The organism is Atlantibacter hermannii (assembly GCF_009907385.1).
Classification (GTDB): domain Bacteria; phylum Pseudomonadota; class Gammaproteobacteria; order Enterobacterales; family Enterobacteriaceae; genus Atlantibacter; species Atlantibacter hermannii_A.
This window is the reverse complement of record NZ_JAAATR010000051.1, coordinates 1-19,843: the sequence shown is the minus strand read 5'-3', so window position 1 is coordinate 19,843 and position 19,843 is coordinate 1. Positions and strand designations below refer to the sequence as shown.

The 19,843-nt window shown below is 56.3% G+C and carries 16 protein-coding genes and 1 pseudogene; 7 read left to right on the top strand and 10 right to left on the bottom strand.

All coding sequences use genetic code 11. The features are described 5' to 3' along the window. Positions 1 to 76 precede the first annotated feature (76 nt). A complete protein-coding gene (locus tag GV764_RS14555; RefSeq protein ID WP_161660773.1) occupies positions 77 to 871 on the top strand; it encodes a PhzF family phenazine biosynthesis protein in 795 nt (264 codons plus the stop codon). 44 nt (positions 872 to 915) lie between these two features. Here the strand turns inward: GV764_RS14555 and GV764_RS14550 are convergent, their stop codons facing one another. Next, positions 916 to 1,839: a diguanylate cyclase gene (locus tag GV764_RS14550; protein WP_161660772.1), complete on the bottom strand. Its 924-nt coding sequence runs from the start codon at positions 1,837 to 1,839 to the stop codon at positions 916 to 918. A gap of 221 nt (positions 1,840 to 2,060) precedes the next feature. Then, complete coding sequence (ptrR, locus tag GV764_RS14545; RefSeq protein WP_161660771.1) at positions 2,061 to 2,921, bottom strand: putrescine utilization regulator PtrR; 861 nt, start codon at positions 2,919 to 2,921, stop codon at positions 2,061 to 2,063. A 102-nt stretch (positions 2,922 to 3,023) separates the two neighbouring features. On the opposite strand from ptrR, the gene GV764_RS14540 reads away from it, so the two are divergent. The 6 genes from GV764_RS14540 (at position 3,024) to GV764_RS14515 (ending at position 11,416) form a co-directional block, all read left to right on the top strand. Continuing rightward, on the top strand, positions 3,024 to 4,409 hold the full coding sequence (locus GV764_RS14540) for an aldehyde dehydrogenase family protein (protein WP_161660770.1): 1,386 nt from the start codon (positions 3,024 to 3,026) through the stop codon (positions 4,407 to 4,409). Between the two features lie 77 nt (positions 4,410 to 4,486). Next, positions 4,487 to 6,076 carry a methyl-accepting chemotaxis protein gene (locus GV764_RS14535; RefSeq protein ID WP_161660769.1) on the top strand — a complete coding sequence of 530 codons (1,590 nt, stop codon included), beginning with the start codon at positions 4,487 to 4,489 and terminating at the stop codon, positions 6,074 to 6,076. A 46-nt stretch (positions 6,077 to 6,122) separates the two neighbouring features. After that, positions 6,123 to 7,049, top strand: a complete 927-nt coding sequence (gene glsB, locus GV764_RS14530) for a glutaminase B (RefSeq protein WP_161660768.1) — start codon at positions 6,123 to 6,125, stop codon at positions 7,047 to 7,049. Between the two features lie 98 nt (positions 7,050 to 7,147). Further along, the gene (locus GV764_RS14525) at positions 7,148 to 8,590 is read left to right on the top strand and encodes a GGDEF domain-containing protein (protein WP_161660767.1); all 1,443 of its coding nucleotides are present in this window, start codon (positions 7,148 to 7,150) and stop codon (positions 8,588 to 8,590) included. Between the two features lie 200 nt (positions 8,591 to 8,790). Next, on the top strand, positions 8,791 to 9,783 hold the full coding sequence (locus GV764_RS14520; protein WP_161660775.1) for a sensor domain-containing diguanylate cyclase: 993 nt from the start codon (positions 8,791 to 8,793) through the stop codon (positions 9,781 to 9,783). Between the two features lie 181 nt (positions 9,784 to 9,964). Further along, on the top strand, positions 9,965 to 11,416 hold the full coding sequence (locus GV764_RS14515) for a tagaturonate reductase (protein ID WP_161660766.1): 1,452 nt from the start codon (positions 9,965 to 9,967) through the stop codon (positions 11,414 to 11,416). Positions 11,417 to 11,606: 190 nt separating this feature from the next. On the opposite strand, the gene GV764_RS14510 is transcribed toward GV764_RS14515, so the two are convergent. From GV764_RS14510 to GV764_RS14475, 8 genes and pseudogenes are all read right to left on the bottom strand, one after another. Then, positions 11,607 to 12,731, bottom strand: coding sequence for a Fic family protein (locus GV764_RS14510; RefSeq protein ID WP_201743199.1), 1,125 nt, complete (start codon positions 12,729 to 12,731; stop codon positions 11,607 to 11,609). Positions 12,732 to 12,876: 145 nt separating this feature from the next. Further along, complete coding sequence (locus GV764_RS14505; protein WP_161660765.1) at positions 12,877 to 14,160, bottom strand: PTS ascorbate transporter subunit IIC; 1,284 nt, start codon at positions 14,158 to 14,160, stop codon at positions 12,877 to 12,879. A gap of 465 nt (positions 14,161 to 14,625) precedes the next feature. Next, positions 14,626 to 16,101, bottom strand: a complete 1,476-nt coding sequence (locus GV764_RS14500) for a SulP family inorganic anion transporter (protein ID WP_161660764.1) — start codon at positions 16,099 to 16,101, stop codon at positions 14,626 to 14,628. 221 nt (positions 16,102 to 16,322) lie between these two features. Continuing rightward, on the bottom strand, positions 16,323 to 16,862 hold the full coding sequence (napF, locus tag GV764_RS14495) for a ferredoxin-type protein NapF (RefSeq protein ID WP_161660763.1): 540 nt from the start codon (positions 16,860 to 16,862) through the stop codon (positions 16,323 to 16,325). Beyond that, positions 16,862 to 17,455: a TorD/DmsD family molecular chaperone gene (locus GV764_RS14490; RefSeq protein WP_161660762.1), complete on the bottom strand. Its 594-nt coding sequence runs from the start codon at positions 17,453 to 17,455 to the stop codon at positions 16,862 to 16,864. The genes napF and GV764_RS14490 overlap by 1 nt, the downstream gene beginning before the upstream one ends. Before the next feature lie 55 nt (positions 17,456 to 17,510). Continuing rightward, entirely contained in the window at positions 17,511 to 18,287 is a 777-nt protein-coding gene (locus GV764_RS14485; protein WP_161660761.1) for a DmsC/YnfH family molybdoenzyme membrane anchor subunit, read from the bottom strand. Beyond that, positions 18,280 to 18,906, bottom strand: coding sequence for a DMSO/selenate family reductase complex B subunit (locus GV764_RS14480; RefSeq protein WP_161660760.1), 627 nt, complete (start codon positions 18,904 to 18,906; stop codon positions 18,280 to 18,282). The genes GV764_RS14485 and GV764_RS14480 overlap by 8 nt, the downstream gene beginning before the upstream one ends. A 13-nt stretch (positions 18,907 to 18,919) precedes the next feature. After that, a pseudogene (locus GV764_RS14475) lies at positions 18,920 to 19,810 on the bottom strand (molybdopterin dinucleotide binding domain-containing protein); the annotation flags it as partial. Positions 19,811 to 19,843: the final 33 nt, after the last annotated feature.

Below are 19,843 nucleotides of genomic sequence, written 5' to 3'. Positions count from 1 at the left end.
GCAGCGTCAGAGGTGTATAACGCTAATCCCCCATCTATGTCATAGTCATCCCACCACCCCCCCCAGGAAGACGACAATGCAAACAATTGATTTCTACATGATTGACGCGTTCAGCAATAAAACGTTCGGCGGAAACGCGGCGGCGGTATGCCCCTTAACCGAATGGCTCCCCGATGAAACGCTGTTACAGATGGCGAAACAGCATAACCAGTCGGAAACGGCGTTCTTTGTCCGCACCGATACCGGCTTTGAGCTGCGCTGGTTTACCACCCAGTATGAAATCAACCTGTGCGGCCACGCCACCCTGGCCGCCGCGCACGTCATTTTTGAATATCTTGACTACCCGGACACTGTAATTAGATTCTCCACCCGTTTCGTCGGTGAACTCACCGTGACCCGTAACGGGGAGTGGCTGACGCTCGATTTCCCGGCCTGGCAAACCGACTCCGCCGACGCGCCGGATCTGCTGTTTGAAAAGCTCGGCATCGATCGCAGCGAGGTACAGGAAACCCGCGTGGCCCGCGACTGGCTGGTCGTGATGAACGATCCGCAGCGCCTGCAGGCGTTAACGCCGGATATTCACGGCCTGGCGCCGCTGGGGAAAATGGTTTGCATCACCGCCCAGGGTGAAAGTGACGATTTCGTGAGCCGCTTTTTCTGTCCTGGCGAGGCGGTGGCCGAAGATCCCGTCACCGGCTCTACCCACAGCATGCTGATCCCGTACTGGGCCGAAAAGCTGGGTAAAACCGAGATGCTGGCGCATCAGGTATCGGCGCGCGGCGGGGAATTGCGCTGCCAGTTACGCGGTGACAGAGTGTTAATTGGGGGAAGGGCAACAACCTATTTAATTGGCAAAGTTATGCTGCGTTAACCTGTATTTATCCTGTCCCTGATGCCGGGACAGGATAACCCGCCCTACAGAGTAATTGCGGCGGTTTTCTCAATATCAATCATCGTGTATTCGCTCCAGAACCGACACTGATTTCTGCCGTTTTGCTTACCGAAATACATGGCTTTATCGGCCCGGTCGATAATGGCCTGCAACTCGTCTCCGTCGCGCACGGTCGTCGAGCCGCAGGTGACGGTAATATTGATTGTCCCGCCGGGAATAATGAACATATGCTTTCTGATAATATTCATTATTCGCAGCATCGCTGCCGTGTAGTCCCGGTAATTCTGGCATTCCTGCAGGATAATAAACTCCTCGCCGCCAAAACGATAACTTCTGTCTTCCGCCCGCACATTAGCGGCCAATAATTCGCCTAATTCTTTGAGAATAATGTCCCCGACGTTATGACCCCAGGTATCGTTAACGGATTTAAAAAAATCAATATCGATAAGCGATAAATAAAAGGTTGAGCCCTTACGGCTGTGCAGGCTGGCAATCCGGGAAAAATCTTTATACAGCAATTGCCTGAGGGGGAGCCCCGTTAGGGTGTCGTAGCAATTACGCAGTGATACCAGTTCGGTTTTATAGCGATCCGTCGCCTCCAGGAAATGCATTTGCGCGTGAAAGTAATTATTGAGCTTTTCGCGCAGCGCATGCGGGTTTCCGGCGTAATGGATCACTTCGCGCATGGCGTCGTGCATGATTTCATGGGTGGCTTCAATGGCCAGCAATGCTGCGGTATTTTCTTCGGATGAGGTAAGTTGCAAACGAAGCCAGTGACCAAAAGCGCAAATCTCATGAGATTTGGGGTCGGTAAAACTGTTATCCATTCGGTCATTAAATAACGAAAATTCGATCAGCTTATTTGCCCATGCGAAATGATCGCGTATCGCCTGGTTAAGCGTGATGAGTTCAATATCGATTTCCGAAATAATTGCTTTTTGCAACATATGAATGTCTTCTGAAAAAGGGGAAGGCGGATGATATTTTAATCAGCTCTGACATTTCTTAGTCAGAAATGCTGTAAAAAAAGATAAGTTTATTAATCGGGTTAACAGTTTGACGCGTTTGTAATAATGAAGATGCAGCAGTAGGTAAAATAACGTTTTAAAATTGTAAATTAAGGGCGCGTAACGACACGCCCCAGCCTGTATCGCCAGGGCATGACATGTTATTCGCACCGGGGCAGCAGATCGATAAAGGCATCTAACTGGCGTGAGCGGGTGCCGCGCCGCCAGATAAGCCAGGTATTCAGCCAGCGCCACTTTTCCGCCAGCGGCCAGGCTTCAACCTGGTGATGCCCGGGCATACTCTCCAGCATACTGCGCGGCATCAGCGCCAGCCCCGCACCTGCCACTACGCAGGCCAGCATGCCATGGTAGGACTCCATTTCGTGGATTTTGCCCGGCATGGCGTGATCGGCATTAAACCAGCTTTCGAAATGTCGCCGGTAGGAACAGTTGGCGCGAAAGGCGTAGATACTCGCGCCGTTGATTTCCCGCGCCCGGTTTACTTTGGGATGCCCGACGGCGGCAACCAGCATCATTTCTTCCCGGTAGACCGGCAATCCGTCCAGCGACGGGTGCAGCACCGGGCCGTCGACAAACGCGGCGCTGAGCGTGCCTTCCAGTACGCCGTCAATCATGGTGCCGGAGGGGCCGGTGGCGAGATCGAACTGAATGCGCGGGTAGCGTTGGTTATAGGTCGCCAGCACGCCGGGAATACGCACGGCGGCGGTGCTTTCCAGCGAACCCAGCGAAAACACGCCCTGAGGTTCGTCACCGGAGACCACGCTGCGCGCCTCGCTCACCAGGTCGAGAATTTTTTTGCTGTATTCCAGAAAGCTATAGCCCGCAGGCGCCAGGCGCAGGCGCTGGTTTTCCCGGATAAACAGCTCCACCCCTAAATCGTCTTCAAGCTGACGCAGGCGGGTGGTGAGATTCGAGGGCACACGGTGCACTTTACGGGCGGCGGCGGTAATGCTGCCGGTTTCCGCCACGGCGTTGAACATTTCAAGCTGCGTCAGATCCATGGTTTTCTCGTATCAAGAACAGGATGGTTAATATTATTCACTTTTCATAAATAGCATCCCGACCCACACTGAAGCAATGTTTCACTGCAAAAGAGAACAGCGATGACCGCCAATCCCCAGACTCACGCGATAACCATTGACCCGACCACCGGCAAGACCCTGGCGGCTTATCCCTTTGCCAGCGCATCGCAACGCGAGGCGATCCTGGCCCGCAGCGCCGCGGCCTGTCGCAAATGGCGAACCTTACCCTGCGAGCAGCGCGCCCGGCGGTTACGTGATGTCGGCGCGGCCCTGCGCGAGCGTGGCGAAGAGATGGCGCAGCTGATGACCCGCGAAATGGGTAAGCCGATTCGCCAGGCGCGCGCTGAAGTCGCCAAATCCGCCGCGCTGTGCGACTGGTATGCGGAGCACGGCCCGGCAATGCTGGCGGCGGAACCGACTCAGGTGCCTGATGCCGTGATTGAATACCGGCCCATTGGCACCATCCTGGCGGTGATGCCGTGGAACTTCCCGCTGTGGCAGGTGCTGCGCGGCATGGTGCCGATCCTGCTGGCGGGTAACGGCTATCTGTTAAAACATGCGCCGTCGGTGATGGGCTGCGCGCAGTTGATTGCCGGGATCGCCAGCGCGGCGGGGATCCCGGAGGGCGTATTCAGCGTGATTAACGCCACGAATGAAGACGTGGGCGAGTTGATTCGCGATCCGCGTATCGCGGCAGTCACCGTGACCGGCAGCGGCCGCGCGGGCGCGGCGATTGGCGCACAGGCCGGCGCGGCGCTGAAAAAATGCGTGCTGGAACTGGGCGGTTCCGATCCTTTTATCGTGCTCAACGATGCCGATCTTGAAGAAGCGGTTAGCGCTGCGGTCGCGGGGCGCTATCAAAATACCGGGCAGGTTTGCGCAGCGGCCAAGCGTTTTATCGTCGAAGCCGGGATTGCGCCGCGCTTTACCGCGCTGTTTGTCGAGCGTGCGGCGGCGCTGCGGATGGGCGATCCGCAGGATGACGAGACGTATATCGGGCCAATGGCGCGGGCAGATCTGCGTGATGAACTGCACCGCCAGGTGGAAGCCTCCGTGGCCCAGGGCGCGACGCTGCTGCTGGGCGGTGTAAAACCGGCCGGCGAGGGGAATTTCTATCCGCCGACGGTGCTGAGTAATGTCACCCCGCAGATGACGGCCTTTCGCGAAGAGCTGTTTGGCCCGGTGGCGGCCATCACGGTGGCTGAAGATGCGGAACACGCGCTGGCGTTAGCCAATGACAGTGAATACGGGTTAAGCGCGACGATCTACACTGCCGATGACCAGCGCGCCCGCTGGTTTGCCGGGCAGCTGGAATGCGGCGGGGTGTTTATTAACGGCTATAGCGCATCGGACGCCCGGGTGGCGTTTGGCGGCGTCAAAAAAAGCGGCTTTGGCCGCGAATTGTCGCACTTTGGCCTGCATGAGTTCTGCAACGCCCAGACCGTATGGCGCAACCGTAAAGGATGATTGTCAAATTAGTGCAATGATTCTGTCATTTTCGCTCAGTAGACTCGCGGCGTTAACGGTTTTTACTGAAGAAAATCATGAATCTAAGTGAAATTTTCCGCAAATTGTCCGGGCCGTTCAGCCGGGTCCAGTTCCGCTTACTGAGCGCGATCCTGTGTGCGATCGCGCTTTTCTCCGCACTGCAAATTTTATCGACCTTCATGCTCTCTTCGCTGCTCCATGATACCGAACGGGATCTGGCGCGCCGGGAGCAGCTTCAGCAACAGCAGGCCCAGATGGAACAGGCCAGAGTCTCGCTGCTGATGGCCAGCGATTTGCTCAACCGCGCGGGGGTCTATTTTATGCAGGATGCCGCCACCGGCTCTGAAGGGAGCTGGCAGAGCCTGATGGATGAAGCGCAGCAGGCATTAAGCCATTCCCATCAGGCGTTTGTGCGCTACCGGAAACACGCCACGCCGCAGGACGAGAACCTGTTAACCAGCTACCAGGCGTTTTATCAGGCGCTGAAAGAGCAGGCGGACGGGCTGGTCGCCACCAACAGCATCGACGCCTTTTTCAGCGTGCCGGTACAGGCGTTCCAGGCGGACTTTAATCTGCGTTGGGCAGAGTATCAGAGCCAGATAGAGATCCGTAACGCGCAACACAGCCAGCAACTGCTGGCCGGATTGGCCACCGCGCAGAAAAGCTTTATCGCCGCGCTGGGAATGTTGCTGGTGATAGCCGTGGCCGTGTGGCTCGGCATGTCCGCGTGGGTGATCACGCCGCTGCGTAAGTTAATTCATCATCTGCACCAGCTGGCGGCGGGGGATCTGTCAACCGCCACCCCGGTTACCCTGACGCGTAATCGCGAAATGCGCGAGCTGAACGCCAGCATTAATACCATGCAGCAGGGGCTGCTGAAGCTGGTGGAGGAAATGCGCGCCGTCACCGGCGCCGTGGCCGATACCGTGGATAACCTTGCCCGGGATAACGACGCGCTGTCGAATCAGGCGCAGCGTCAGGCTCAGGAGCTGGAGCGCGTGACCCGCCACATCCACGCCCTGGAATCCCACGTCGAGCAGAACACCGAGTACGCCCGGGTCGCCAATCAACGTGCCGACAGCGCGCGCGACGTGGCGGCAGGCGGGGAACAGATGATGCAAATGGTGAATCATTCGATGCAGGACATTGTGTCCCGCGCCGGAGAGATGCGCGGGATTGTCGCCATGATCAACAGCGTGGCGTTCCAGACCAATATTCTGGCGCTGAATGCGGCGATTGAAGCGGCCCATGCCGGCGAACACGGACGCGGATTCGCCATCGTCGCCCGGGAAGTCGGATTACTGGCGCGCAAAAGCAGCCATTCCACCCAGACCATCGAACAGTTGATCCACCATTCGCTACAGGGGATCGAACAGGGTTCCGGTGCGGTCTCCCGTCTTGAGAATACTCTTGAGCAGATTATGTCGCTGGTGGGCAACCTCACCGGTCTGCTCAGCGAGATTTCCGGCGCGACGCTGAATCAGGGGGAACGCATTCACCGCGTCACCCATCGCATCAGCAGCTTAAACCAGGTAGTGACGGAAACCGGCAGTCTGGTGGCGCAGATGAGCCAGGCGTCGGGCAAGTTGGGACAGGAGTCGAAGCGGCTTCGCGCGGCGGTGGCGCGTTTCCGCCTTCCCGCCTGACTCTGATATACTCCCGGCGATTTTACCCGGTGCAGGGAGAGGGAAAGTGGCTCTGGTATTAGATAATTCGGTGCTCGACGCCATTCTGGCGCAGGTCAGGCCATTGCTTGGCCAGGGAAAAGTGGCTAACTACATTCCGGCGTTGGCGGAAGTCCCGGCCAATAAGCTGGGGATGGCGATTTGCACCGTGGACGGTGGTTGTTTTACCGCAGGCGATGCCCGTGAGCGTTTCTCTGTCCAGTCTATTTCAAAGGTGTTGAGCCTGGTACTGGCGATGGATCGCTATGAAGGGGACGAAATCTGGCGGCGCGTCGGTAAAGATCCCTCCGGTCAGCCGTTCAATTCGCTGGTACAGCTGGAGCTGGAGCAGGGGATCCCGCGCAATCCGTTTATCAACGCCGGGGCGCTGGTGGTGTGCGATATGCTGCAAAGCCGGCTGAGCGCGCCGCGTCAGCGGATGCTGGAGTTTGTGCGGATGCTGTCAGGGGTGAGTGATATCAGCTATGACGCCCGCGTCGCCCGTTCTGAGTTTGAGCACTCGGCGCGTAATGCCGCGATCGCTTATCTGATGAAGTCGTTTGGTAATTTTGATAATGACGTGATCGGCGTACTGCAAAACTATTTCCACTACTGCGCGCTCAAAATGAGCTGTCTGGAGCTGGCGAAAACCTTTTTGTTCCTGGCGAATCAGGGCAGGCTGCCTGATGGCGATCGTCCCGTTATCAGCCCCCTGCAAACCCGGCAAATTAACGCCCTGATGGCGACCAGCGGATTATATGAAAACGCCGGTGAGTTTGCCTGGCGCGTAGGGATGCCGGGGAAATCCGGCGTCGGCGGCGGTATTGTGGCGATTGTGCCCCACGAGATGTCAATTGCGGTGTGGAGCCCGGAACTGGATGGCGCGGGCAACTCGCTGGCCGGTATCGCGGCGCTGGAAATCCTTGCGCAAAATATTGGCCGCTCCATTTTTTAATAGGATGTATTCTTTTTGTTAATCTCTGGTTTGCAGTAAACTCACAGCAATCACATCAGTTTTTATCCCTGTGGGATGTCTTTAAACCTGCGGAATGTATGACTGAACCCGTTCAACCGTTTTTTCGGCCTGAAAGAACGCTGATTAATGCTTTCGGCATCATCATTCTGACGTCGCTGTTTTATTTCTTTGGCGCGATGCTGCGCCTTATCGACGAGCTCTCGCTGTTCTGGCCGCTGAATGCGGTCATGGCCGGGGTATTCGCCCGCTACGCCTTTCTGAATCGCCCGCACTATTACCTGCTGAGCTATGTCGCCATGCTGGTGTATGACGCCATGACGACCCGCTGGGGCGTGGCGTCGCTGGCGATCAATCTTTCCAATATGGTGTTTATCGTTACCTTCGCCATGCTGATGCAGCGCGATGCCGGGCAGGTTAAGGGCGAAGAAAGACCGCCGCTTAACGTACTGAAACTGTTTCTCTACTGCCTGATCGCCTCGGCGCTGTGCGCGCTGGTAGGAACGCTGGCGTCTATTGGCATCGATAACTATAAACTGTGGCCGCTGTTCGCCGACTGGTTCAGCGAACAGTTCTCAACCGGGGTGCTGATTTTACCCTGGGTCCTGACCGTGCGCTGGCCGCGCAGTAAAACGCTGGTTAATCCTGAGATGCTGTGGCCGTTTATGGCGGTGGTGGCTTCGGTGGGCGCGTCGGTGCTGATTGGCGGAGCAGGGAGCCTGGCGTTCCCGCTGGCGGCGCTGATCTGGTGTGCCATTCGCTACTCGCTGCCGGTGACCTGCCTGGTGATGCTGATCACCGGCGTCGCGGAAATCGTACTGGTGGGCAATTCTACGATCCAGTTTAATACCGCCGCGCCGCTGGAAACCGCGCAGCTTTTCTCTGCCCGTCTGGGGATTGCGATTATGGCGCTCTGCCCGCTGATGGTCTCGACCAGCGTCGCCTCCATTAACGCCCTGATGCGCCAGGTTGCGCGCCGCGCCAACTATGACTATCTCACCGGCGCGTTATCCCGCTCCGGGCTGCTGGAAACCCTGAAAAAGCCGCCGTTCGCCGATACCCGCTACGGCTCCCTGTGCGTGATGCTGATTGATATCGACTACTTTAAGCGCATCAACGACAGCTATGGGCATGAATGCGGCGACACGGTGCTTACCGCGTTTGGCGAACGCGCGCTCCGCACCGTGGGGTCTAAAGGGCTGGTGGCGCGTATGGGCGGTGAAGAGTTTGTGGTGGTGTGTCCGGGCGCGTCGTTAAAAGAGGGGCTGGAGCTGGCCGAGCTGCTGCGACAGCGTATTGCCGACTATCCGTTTAACTGGCAGGAGAAAACCCTGTCTATCACTATCAGCATTGGGCTGAGTCATCAGTCCTGTATTGAGCCTGGCGTGATCGACGCCTTTACCCGCCTGATGCCGGTCGCCGATCGTCATCTTTATCGGTCTAAACAGAGCGGGCGTAATCAGGTGACCTCTTCATCAGACGTGAGTATCGCGCCCGCAAAGGTTATTTCCGAAACCATGTAGCGCGCCGCCATTATTGGTAGTTGCGAACTTCTTTCATTTGTGAATTATTAATCCAATGATTTTGTTAATAAAATAACTTGCTACACAAAAATAACATTTATAAGATGTTGTAGAGTTTATTTCGGAAAAGCCGCGTAATGCCTCTGAGTGAATATATCAATAATCGTGATGGCGTTGCCGGTCTCAAATTTATCCGACGCATGTATTTCATGCGCATGTTAGGCACATTCCTCTGCTTTATTCCCATCTTCTCTGCTTTATCTGAACAACATCATTCTCACGGCTGGCTGATATTGCTGAGCGCGAATGCCTTTATCTGGCCGAGCGTGGCTTTTTTACTGGCTCGTCGCGCCCGCCAGCCGCTGATTGCAGAACATCGCAGCCTGGTGCTGGATGCCGCTGCGGGAGGGTTCTGGATCGCCATGATGGGGGCCAGTCCGCTGCCTTCGGTCACCATTGCCGCCATTCTGCTTTCCGATCGTCTGGCTGCAGGGGGAATGGAACTGCTGCGTAAAGCCGCTGCGGCGCTGATTGTCGGGTTCCTGGCGTGCTGGATAGCGCGGGGTATGCCGTTCGAGCCGGAAATCAGCCAGCGCACGGCATACGCCACGCTGCCGCTCATCGCCATCTATGTTCTGGCGGTCAGCGCGCTGACCGATGCTATCGCCATTAAGCTGCGGCAAAAGAGCGACGAACTGGGACGCATCGCCATGATGGATCCGCTGCTGGACATCGCTAACCGCCGCCTGCTGGAGCCGCGCATTCATCATGAGCTGAATAAGATCAATCAACGCCACCGGCGGTCGGCGCTGATGTTTATCGACATCGACGATTTTAAAGACGTGAACGACCGCTACGGGCACAAAGTGGGCGATTCTATGCTGGTGGCGGTGGCGGAAATTCTGCGTCGCTTCACCCGTCAGCAGGATACCCCGGCGCGGCTGGGTGGCGACGAGTTTGTAGTGCTGCTGCCGAACACCTCAATGGAAGAGGCCACGGCGATGGGCCAGACGATTATGGCCCAGGCCGCTCAGCTCCAGGCCGATCACGGTATTCCTTATCACTGCTCGCTGAGCATCGGTATCGCGTTCGCCACCCGCGAGATGACTTCCACTACCGAATGGCTTAAAGCCGCAGACGATGCGCTGTATACCGCCAAACGAGACGGAAAAAATCGTATTTTTGCTTGTTGAGCCTGCCGCTTTTGGCTTGTTTCAAAAAGCCTTTCTCTAAAATTATTTTAGTCCTGCATAAAATTTTTGAATACTTTGGCCCAGTTTGATCAAAACAGGGTTTTAGATTTATCTGTTTCTGTTAGGTTAGGGTGGCTAATGATTAGGTTGACTGATAATTAAATCCACCAAGGAACCTATTGTGAAAACGTTAAATCGTCGCGATTTTCCCGGCGCGCAGTATCCCGAACGTATCATCCAGTTTGGTGAAGGGAACTTTTTACGCGCTTTTGTTGACTGGCAAGTTGATCTCCTTAACGAACATACCGACCTGAACGCCGGCGTGGTCATTGTGCGTCCTATCGACAGCGATTTCCCGCCGTCGCTGAGTACCCAGGATGGGCTTTACACCACCATCATCCGTGGCCTGAACGAGCAGGGCGAAGCCGTTAGCGACGCGCGTTTGATTCGCTCCGTGAATCGCGAAATCAACGTCTACCGCGAATATGACGCGTATCTGGCGCTGGCGCACAATCCGGATATGCGCTTTGTGTTCTCCAATACCACCGAAGCGGGCATCAGCTATCACGCAGGCGATAAATTCGCGGATGCGCCGGCGGTCAGCTATCCGGCGAAACTGACGCGTCTGCTGTTCGAACGTTTCTCCCATTTCCACGGTGCCACCGATAAAGGCTGGATCATCATTCCTTGCGAACTGATCGACTATAACGGCGAGGCGTTGCAGGCGCTGGTGCTGCGTTACGCGCAGGAGTGGGAACTGGGTGCGGAATTCATTGCCTGGCTGAATACTGCTAACACCTTCTGCTCGACGCTGGTGGACCGTATCGTGACCGGCTATCCCCGTGACGAAGTCGCCAGCCTCGAAGCGGAGCTGGGCTATCACGACAGCTTCCTGGATACCGCCGAGCATTTTTACCTGTTTGTGATCCAGGGGCCGAAATCCCTCGCGCAGGCGCTGCGTCTCGACAAGCTGGCGCTGAACGTGCTGATCGTTGACGACATTAAGCCGTATAAAGAGCGTAAAGTCGCCATTCTGAATGGCGCGCATACTGCGCTGGTGCCGGTGGCCTATCAGGCAGGTATCGATACCGTGGGCGAAGCGATGAACGATGCTGACGTCTGCGCGTTTGTTGAAAAAGCCATTGCTGAAGAGATCATCCCGGTTCTGGATTTACCGGCGGATGAACTGGCGTCATTTGCCAAAGCGGTGGTAGGGCGCTTCCGTAACCCGTACATCAAACATCAGTTGCTGTCGATTGCCCTGAACGGCATGACCAAGTTCCGCACCCGCATTCTGCCGCAATTACTGGCCGGCCAGAAAGCGAGTGGGGTATTACCGGCGCGTCTGACGTTTGCGCTGGCGGCGCTGATTGCCTTCTATCGCGGCGAGCGTGACGGTGTCACTTATCCGTTGCAGGATGATGCGCACTGGCTGGAGCGTTATCAGCAGTGGTGGGGCGCGGTGAATGCGAATACCCTGTCGGTACGCGAGCTGGTTGAGAAGGTGTTGTCTGACAGCGAACACTGGGGCCTGAACCTGAATCAGGTTGCCGGATTGACCGATAACGTTGCGGCGAACCTCGAGCAGATCCTGTCGGTAGGCATGCGTGCCGCCGTTAAACCGCTCTGCTAAGTCATATTGAACCTGGCTACGGCCAGGTTTGTTTTAGATCGTCTTTAGTTACAACATACAATATAGCGCTTTCCACTATCGTCAAACTCAAGCCATCGCGTTGAAGAGCTTTACAGCAAAAAACAGGGAATGAGCCGAATAACGATGCTAATCGGCTCACGAAATGAGGCGAATAAAGTGCGTATCTGGCTCATTCGCCGACAGCAATCTGATAGCGGGTATTGCGCCCGCCGCCGGGCATTTTTTCCAGTAAGCCTTTTTCAACCAACTGCGCGAGATGGCGGGTTGCCGTCGCTTTACTCACTTTCGCCACTTTCTGATACTGGCTGGCGCTGATGCCGCCATCAAATCCGTTTTCACCGCCGTCGAGCAACCGGTTGAGGACTTTCTGCTGTTCCGGACTGATATCCAGCGTGGCAGGCCGTTGCCAGAAGCGCGATTTCATCAGTATGCGCTGGACAGAATCCAGTGCATGATCGAGCGTGGCATCCAGGGTTTCTAAAAACCAGACCAGCCAGGGCGTAATATCCAGCGGGCCTTTTTGCGTTTGCTCCAGAATGCGGTAGTAATCAGGGCGTCTTTCCAGGATCGCCACCGACATGGCATACAACCGGATACTCTGGTCATCCGCCTGAGCCAGCGCCAGATCGGTCAGGGCGCGGGTCATCCTGCCGTTGCCATCATCGAAAGGGTGTAGCGTCACAAACCACAGATGGGCAATCGCCGCACGCAGCAGTGGATCAAGCAGGGCGTCATTGCGGCTTTGGTTAAACCAGTCGATAAACTGCGTGAGCTGCGCCTCAAGCCCGGCGCGCGGCGGCGCTTCAAAATGGACATGCGGTTTATCGATCCGGCCAGACACCACCTGCATTGGCTCATCACTGCGCAGGGAGCCGACAATCACGCGTCCCAGCCAGGAATGCTGTTCGGCAAACAACCACTGGTGCCACTGATACAAGCGCGCCAGCGTCAGCGGTTCCAGCCGGTTATCAATGGCATCGAACATCATGTCGGCCAGACCTTCTGAGCGATCGCTGGTCGGCCAGGGCTTTTCATCGCTGACGCCTAAGCGGCGCGCCAGCGACGAGCGCACCGACTGAACGTTCAGCCGTTCATCTTCGATGGCGCTGGAGGCGAGGATGTTGGCCAGCAGAGTATCCAGTGCCTGACGCGTTTCGTTTTCCGTCGCCGAGGTTTTCCCCAGCAAAATGCCGGTTTTACGCTGAATGGCGCGCGTCAGGGGCAAAAGCGCCTCGTCCTGCCAGTGAAAATGCGGCCAGTCGGGTTGTGCCCAAATCCAGTGTGAATGCGTCATCGCGATCTCCGGTCATGAGCCGAAAAAAAAAGTATTCGGCTCAGTATATGAGCCGAATATAAAAGGAGAACCCACTTTTTTCAACCAGGAGTGCAATTTTAATGAGGGTTAACAGGAAAACGCCTCGCAGGGAGGCGTTGACCGGTTAGATAAAGCTGAACAGTCGCAGAATGTAATCGAGGATCAGCGACGGAATGGTGAAGTCCGGGTCGGCGAAGGTGACGCCGTTTGCGCCGAGCTGGGAGAAAATCGGCAGGGTCAGCGCAGGCAGTACGCACAGCAACAGGCCGTTAATACTGCTGGCAATCACCGCGCCACGGAAACCGCCGGTTGCGTTACCGAAAATGGCCGCCGCGCCGCCGGTGATAAAGCTCGCCATAATCCCCGGAACGATGATCGGCAGGCCGATGAACGGGAAAATCACGATGCAAACCAGCTCAACCATAAAGCTAATCAGGAAGCCGATTAACGTGGCATTAGGCGCTTTGGTAAACAGCACCATCACGTCCACCGCAGGCACAGCGCCAGGGGCAAACACGCGGGCAAAACCTTTAAATGCCGGGACGATTTCAGCAGTAAACAGGTTGACGCCCGCTTTGGCCAGATACAGGCCGCAGGCGAAGATAGCAGACTGCTCAAGGATAAAAATCACTACGTTTTTATCGCCAGCGCCTGCGCCGTAAACCATGGTCATCGCATCTTTAATTTGCGGCTGAGAAGCGAAAACACAGGAGATTAGCAGCAGCACCAACATGGTCAACAGGGTGGCAATGTTCGGCTCGCGAATAAAATCGAATTTATTGCTGATATTCAGGTGCTCGGTATCGGTCTTTTTATTCCCGAACCATTTGCCCATAAAAGAGCCAATCACATAGGAAGATATCGCCGCATGAGAAATAGCATACTCATCGGAACCGATAATTTCTCGACTAAAGCGGTTAAGAATAAAAGGGGAGATCGCCATATAGCAGCCGATAAACACTGAGGCGATAATCACCATCTGATAATTGCTGAAGCCGAACTGCATTAATACCGCTGTCAGGGCAAAGGCCATAAACAGCACCAGGTGCAATGACAGATAGATAAATTTAAAACGCGTAAAGCGGGCCAGCAGAATATTTAAAATCATCGAGAACAGCAGAATTAGCGCCGCCGTCGCACCAAGCTTATCAATGGTCGCCGCCATGATAGCCTCGTTACTGGGAACGACGCCAACGATATCAAAAGCTTTAGAAAACAGGGCGCTAAACGCGGTCAGCACTTTCATCAGAATGCCACCGCCGACCTTTATCATTGTAAAACCGATAAACGAAAGGAACGTTCCGGTTATTAATCGTGAAACCGAAGCCTTTTGAAACAACAAACCCAGAAATGCCACAATCGCTATTATTACTGCGGGCGTTTTTACAAGCCCTAATAATATGTCCATCTTCTTTATCCCACCTGAAACTATTTTTTCTATGCCCGAAAAGGCGCGTTTGTCTGGAAAGGTAAACTAAAGCGTAGTTATGTTAGCACCCGAATTTGAGGGCTATCTGATAGCTGCATCACAAAAGAAACAATGTTCTTTTTGTTTTGAAATGCAGTTTCATTATTGTGGTTGTAGATTGGTTAAATAGCGCGGAGAGTTGTGTTAATTAACTGTAGCTACCATTCCAGTCAGCCGAAAAATCAGGATTTTTCATTTTATTTAAAACAAAAAAGGCGGAGAAATACTCCTCCGCCGTGAAATTCCTGTTTTTGATGATGTGTGCCGAAACGAATTGGTGGGGCGTGGATGATCCGCCGCCATTAAACCAGCCCCTACGCCAACGTAAAACGCGGCAATAATTAACGCGATGATAAGTGTGGGATTTTTACAGCGGGCCGGAATGGAGACCCGCTTGAGAAAAAATTAATGCCCGGAAGCCAGACTCGCTGCGTCCGGTTTATCGTGTATAGCGAAACGGTCGATCTGGCTGCGCGTGGCCTCGCTCATCCCGATGATTTCCACGTCTACGCCCGCGCGGCGGAACTTCATCACCACTTTATCGAGCGCGCCCACGGCGGTGATATCCCAGAAATGAGCATGACGCACGTCGATCACCACTTTTTGCAGCGGCTCGCGCAGGTCGAAACGCTCAACAAAGCGGTCGGCAGAAGCAAAAAAGATCTGGCCGTGTACCTGATAGCTACGCGTCTCGCCATCCCGGGTGGTTTCAACGTTCATATAGCGCGCCACCTTCGTGGCAAAATTCAGCGCCGCGATCAGCACGCCGGTAAAGACGCCAAACGCCAGGTTATGGGTCGCGACCACTACCGCGACCGTCGCCAGCATCACCACGCTGGTTGACGGTGGATGAGTGCGTAAGTTGAGGATCGAGCGCCACGAGAAGGTGCCAATGGACACCATAATCATGACCGCCACCAGGGCCGCCATCGGAATGCGCGATACCCACTGATTTAAAAATACCACCAATACCAGCAGCACCAGGCCTGCGGTCAGCGTAGAGAGCCGCCCGCGTGCGCCGGATTTTACGTTAATCACCGACTGGCCGATCATCGCGCAGCCCGCCATTCCGCCGATCATGGAGGTGCAGATATTGGCGATGCCCTGGGCTTTACACTCGCGGTTCTTATCGCTGGGCGTGTCGGTCATGTCATCGACAATCGTCGCGGTCATCATTGACTCCAGCAGCCCCACGGCGGCCAGCCCGGCGGAGTACGGCAGAATGATCCACAGGGTTTGCAGCGTAAACGGCACATCCGGGATCAAAAAAACCGGCAGGCTGTCCGGCAACTGGCCCATATCGCCAACGGTGCGCACGTCCAGATTGAGCCACAGGGAAAGGGCGGTAATCACCAGGATGCAGACCAGCGGCGAAGGGATAGTCTTATTAATGCGCGGCCAGAGATAGATGATCGCCAGCCCGCCCGCGGTTAAGGCGTACACGTGCCAGGTGACATTGGTCAGCTCCGGCAATTGCGCCATAAAAATCAGGATCGCCAGCGCGTTAACAAAGCCGGTGACCACCGAGCGGGAGACAAAGCGCATCAGGCTGCCGAGCTTTAAGTAACCGGCCAATAGCTGAAACACGCCGGTCAGCGCCGAGGCCGCCAGCAGGTATTGCAATCCGTGCTCCTTCACCAGCGTCACCATCAGCAGCGCCATCGCGCCGGTCGCCGAGGAGATCATCGCCGGACGCCCGCCGAAAAAGGCGATCACCACGGTGATACAGAAGGCAGAATAGAGACCGACTTTCGGGTCGACCCCCGCGATAATGGAAAAGGCAATGGATTCCGGGATCAGGGCCAGCGCCACAACAATACCCGCCAGGATGTCGCCACGGACATTACCCAGCCAGTCCTTACGCGTCGAGGACAGCAACATAGTGATTTCTCAATGGTTAATGATTAATAATTTTACGCAACGCAGAGCAACGCGCATCCGCAGGCGGGATGTCGTCAGGCACCGAGGGTGTTATTCAGTGCAGAGAGTTAAGGGGTAACTCAGGGCGGCGTAAGCAACATAATGGTGTAATTAACTGAGGATTTGTGAAGCCTGTCACTATAGATGAAAAAAATAAGAGTTCAACCTTGTATCTTGCAGGGTTATATAACTGACAGCAGCGTGACGGCCTGACGATCACACTGGATGAGGCACTCGCCGCAGCCGTTGCAGCGGTCGGCGTCGGCATGCGGCAGACCGGATTCGCCAATAGAACAGGCCTGTTGCGGGCAAACTTCTGCACAGCGATCGCATCCCCGCGCGCCGTGGATGCAGGCATCAGTAAAAACAGGACGCAGCCGGGTATCGAAGCGCGGCTGCGGCTGTAACGCGCCGGTCGGGCACGCCTGAATGCACGCCGCGCAGCCGTCGCAACTGGCGTACTCGATCGCTAATTGCGGGTAACCCTCCTGATGGGTAATCAATACGCCCATCGGACACGCCTGAATGCACTGCTGGCAGTTATCGCACCGGGCGAAAAATTCCGCCGTGGTCACAGCACCCGGCGGCAGCGGCCACGGCGGTAAAGCGGCAGGGGGCGGCGCAACGTTACGTGACGCTGTCACAAAAGCCCGGAACAGCCCGCGACGGCTGACGTGGCGATGGGACATATATTGCTGGTAATAGCGCTCGGTTTTATTCATCAGAAGAATATCCGTGATTCCACCGGGTTAAGTCCCCGTTGCTGTTTAACGTCCTGCAAATACAGCGCCGCGACCTTCGCCAGCCGCGCGTAAAACGGGCTGACGTGGTTATGCTGTAAACATTCAAGATAGCGTGGCGCCCAGGGCAGCAGGAATTGTTCCAGCAACGCCGTGGCGGCTTGCGGATTATCGCGCTCGATAAACGCGGAGCTGGCCAGCAGCATCAGGCCAAACTGATCTTCCGGCTCCTGTTGTTGGCCGTCAAACGTCAGACCATGATTGCGTAAAAACCCACGGTAGCGGGCCGTGGTTTCGCCCATCAGCAAATTATCTTTTTCCAGATAGACCGAACCCCAGGGCGGCGCGACCATTTCTCCCTGGCCTTCAAACAGCACGGAATACTGCCAGCCCAGTTCTTCCTCAGTGTCCATGGGCCAGGCTTCGCACAGTTGGGTGATAGCGAGTGGATCGCGCCAGGCATACAGCGACGGCAGGGTTGGCAGGCATTCAATCAGCGCCTTAACCTCGGGGCGCTGCGGCGAATAGTAAAACAGCGCGCCAAGAATACGCGGCAGTACAGCGGCAGAAGACATACATCATTCCTTATTAAACAGCGATCGGGCAGGCCGAAGCCCGCCCGACAGGGCGTTACATCGGCAACGTCCAGAGATTGTAAAACGCGATACGGCCAATCAGTTCCGCCGCAATCACCACGCCTGCGCTGGCGAACAGCAGCGCCTGGCCGCTTCTGGCGCGCATATACACCAGCGCGCCCAGGGCGCCTGCCGCCAGCAGTACCGCCTGGGCGGTAAACCAGTCAGACTGCGCCGCAGCCAGTGGGGCATCGGCCAGCAGGATTGTGGACAGGTAGCCCGGCCGCAGACAGAAGCTGGCGATAATCCCGACGATACTGACAATCAATCCCAGACGGCGCACGCCCAGCGCGGCCGCCAGCGCGCCGCCGCCGATCAGCGGCGTCAGCAGCATAACGACGGTGGTCCAGGAGGAACTCCAGGTGGTCACTGTCGGCAACTGGTAGATGCGCGGAATGGCGAAAACAAACACCACGCCTATCGCCGCCGCCAGCCAGGCCAGCGCGATAAACAGCTTACGCGCGCCGCGATCCAGCAGCAGGCCCAGCGCCGCAATACCGGCGATCGTACCGAACACCGCCGAGAGCACGATTTCGTTACTCATCGGCGAAGACCCGACGCGGAACAGCATATTCATGGCGCGCAGCGGCTGCCCGAGGTGGAAAATGCCCATCACCACGCCCAGGCCGAACAGGCATACTGCGGCGAACAGGCCGATAGCCAGACGGCGCGGTTCAATGTGGCCCAGCGCGCCGCCAATCAGCAGCACAATAAACGCGCCGACCGCGCTCTGCGTCAGAACGGTAAAGAAAACCAGCGGCAACTCATGCATGACGCACCTCCCGTAAATTCTGAATCGCGCCTTCCGTATCGCCGGTTGGCCGCGCCTTCGGATGCGGTTTCACCACCAGATTCGGATGGGTAAAGCTGGCCGACGGCAGCGGGGCGATCTGGTTTTCCACGCCGTACTTCTGGCGCAGTTCATCGATTGGCCCAAAATCCAGCGCGCGCTGAGGGCAGGAATCCACGCAAATCGGACGCAGATTTTTTTCCAGCCGATCCAGACAACCGTCGCATTTGCGCATCACTTTCGCTTTGGCATCAAACTGCGGCGCGCCGTACGGGCAGCGCATTTCACAGTAGCGGCAGCCCACGCAGAGGGAATCATCCACCAGAACCAGCCCGTCTTCCTCGCGCTTGTGCATTGCCCCGGTCGGGCAGCCCGCTACGCAGGTGGGTTGATCGCAATGATTACAGGCAATCGACAGGTAGTAGCTGAAGGTGTCGTTGTGCCAGCTGCCGCCTTCCTGCACCCAGCTGCCGCCGCCGTATTCATACACCCGGCGCAGCTTCGGCCCCACATCTAAATCTTTGTTGTCCTTACAGCTCACCTGGCAGGTTTTACAGCCCGAGCAGCGCGAGGAGTCAACGTAAAAGCCATACTGTTTCATATTTATTCACTCCTTAAGCGCGTTTAATCTCAACCAGGTTGGTGTGCTGCGGGTTGCCTTTCGCCAGCGGCGACGGCAGATGGCTGGTCAACGAGTTGATACAACCGCCGACATCAACACCTTCATTGTTAAGACGCGTCCACGCGCCCTGCGGCATCGCCGCCACGCCTGGCAGAATACGGTTGGTCACCTTGCAGGGGATCTCCACCACGCCGCGATCGTTAAACACGTGCACGATATCGCCGGAAGCGAGCTGCCGCGCACGGGCGTCAATCGGGTTAAGCCATACCTCATCCGGTACCGCTTCATGCAGCGCCAGCACGTTGGTGTAGGTAGAGTGGGTATGGCCCTTGGTGTGGAAGCCGCTGAGCTGTAGCGGGTATTTCGCCGTCAGTTCTTTATTCAGGTGCGACTCTTTCACCACGCAGAACTCCGGCACCGCCGGGATGCGATCGCCTTCCGGCAGGGTCCATTTCTGCGCCAGGTCCGCCAGCGCCTGGGAGTAAATTTCGATCTTGCCGGACGGCGTCTCCAGCGGATGAGCTGCGGCATCTTCGCGGAAATCGATAAACGCAATGCTCTGGCGTTCGGTGGCGATTTTCTGGTCGATGATCCCTTTGTTTTTGGCGACCGACCATTCCGGCAGATACGGGCGTTTCTCGCGTATTTGCTGATAGTGATATTCCGCCCACTGCGCCTGGGTGCGCCCTTCGGTGTACTGCTCGCGCAGCCCCAGATGCCCGGCGATATCGGCGCAGATGTCGTAGGTGCTGCGCACTTCCCACATCGGCGTGATGGTTTTTTGCAGGGCGATCATATAGTTGTGGGAACCCGCCGCATAGGAGCTGTCCACCAGATCTTCCGCTTCCAGATAGCTGGTTTCCGGCAGCAGCAGATCGGCGTATTTGGGGTCGTCTCAGAAAACGGAATCTATGGT